This is a genomic window from Pseudonocardia pini (assembly GCF_013870575.1).
Classification (GTDB): Bacteria; Actinomycetota; Actinomycetes; order Mycobacteriales; family Pseudonocardiaceae; genus Pseudonocardia; species Pseudonocardia pini.
Window position 1 is genome coordinate 1 of sequence record NZ_JACBXB010001014.1, and the last position, 1,609, is coordinate 1,609.

3 protein-coding genes are annotated in these 1,609 nt (G+C 75.0%); 2 read left to right on the plus strand and 1 reads right to left on the minus strand.

Going from position 1 to position 1,609, the window contains the following annotated elements:
• Positions 1-657 (minus strand): helix-turn-helix transcriptional regulator (locus tag H5J29_RS31985; RefSeq protein ID WP_181784650.1); only part of this gene is annotated, 657 nt, incomplete at its 3' end.
• A gap of 63 nt (positions 658-720) precedes the next feature.
• Between H5J29_RS31985 and H5J29_RS31990 the strand changes: the two genes are divergently transcribed.
• A complete protein-coding gene (locus tag H5J29_RS31990) occupies positions 721-1,146 on the plus strand; it encodes a VOC family protein (protein WP_181784651.1) in 426 nt (141 codons plus the stop codon).
• 7 nt (positions 1,147-1,153) lie between these two features.
• Positions 1,154-1,609, plus strand: a 456-nt coding sequence (locus tag H5J29_RS31995) for a DNA glycosylase AlkZ-like family protein (RefSeq protein ID WP_181784652.1), incomplete at its 3' end; no start/stop codon positions are given.

The following is a 1,609-nucleotide window of genomic DNA, read 5'->3' on the forward strand; positions in this document are numbered from 1 at the left end:
GGTCACGAACGCGACGACGTCGCCGCCCGGGATCTCGCGGGGCCCGAACCGCGGGCCGGTCGGCACCCGCGGGGTGATCCGGTCGGCCCGGAAGGTCCGCCAGTCCGCCCGGTCGAGATCCCAGGCCACGAGGTACCAGCGCCCACCTCGGGTGAGGAGATGGTGTGGCTCCGCCCGCCGCCGGTCCGCGCCGTAGTCGAACCGGAGGACCTCGCGGCCACGCACGGCGGCCCCGAGTGCGGTGAGCACGGCGGCGTCCACCTTCGTTCCGCCGCCGACGGCGGTGACCGGCACCGAGTCGACGTGGTGGCGCAGCCGGGCGGGCATGACCTGGCGGACCGTGGTCAACGCGCGCAGCGCGGCCTCGGCGATGTCCGCCCCCGATCCCGCGGCGATCCGGAGCGCGACGGCGAGGGCGACGGCCTGCTCGTCGTCGAACAGCAAGGGCGGCAGGTCGGCCCCCGCGGCGAGCCGGTAGCCGCCGTCGGGCCCCTTCGTGGCCTGGATGGGGTAGCCGAGCTCGCGCAGCCGGTCCACGTCTCGACGCACGGTGCGCGGGCTGACCTCGAGCCGCTCGGCCAGCAGCTGTCCGGGCCAGTCCCGGCGCGCCTGCAGCAGCGAGAGCAGGGAGAGCAGCCGGGCCGAGGTCTCCACCACCCCTTCGATACTGCCGGAGGAACAGGCCAGAGGCTGACCGCTTCTCCGGCGAGAGTCGGTTCCATGACAGTCACCAGCACCACCCACCTGAACTTCCGCGGCGACGCCCGGGAGGCCCTCGAGTTCTACCGCTCGGTGTTCGGCGGCGAGCTGACCGTGGTCACCTACGCGCAGCTGGGGTCCGTGCCGGACCCGGCGGAGGCGGACCAGGTCATGTGGGGCCAGGTCGCCGCCCCGAACGGGTTCCGGGTCATGGCCTACGACGTGCCCGCCGCCCGCCCCTGGAGCCGGGGCGACGACCCGTTCTTCCTCTCGGTCCGCGGCGACGACGGCGCCGAGATCAGCGCGCTGTGGGAGAGGCTGGCCGTGGGGGCGACCGTCAGGGCCCCGCTCGAGCCCGCCCAGTGGTCGCCGCTCTACGGCATGCTCACCGACCGGTTCGGCGTGACCTGGGTCCTCGACGTCGCCGTCGCGTACAGCCCGGCATGATCCCGGCATGACCCGTCTGTCCACCCGGGCCCTCAACCGCGCGGCCCTCGCCCGCCAGTACCTGCTCGAACGAGCTGCGGTGCCGGTGCTCGAGGCGGTCGAGCACCTCGGCGGGGTGCAGGCGCAGGAGCCGCAGGAGCCGTTCGTGGGGCTGTGGTCGCGGCTGCGGCCCTTCGACCCGGCGGAGCTGTCGGCGCTGCTGGTGGACCGGCAGCTCGTCCGGACCGTCCTCATGAGACGCACCATCCACCTGGTCACGGCCACCGACGCCCTCGCCTGGCGCGCGCGGCACGCGGCGCTGCTGCGCCAGCGGCTGCTCGGTGTGTACCGCCGCGAGCTCACGGGGGTCGACCTCGACGAGCTCGCGGCGGCGGGTCGCGAGCTGTTCGCCGCGGGCACCCCGCTCACGATGGGCGAGGTCGGGCGGGTGCTGGCCGAGCGGTGGCCCGACGCCCGTCCGCGG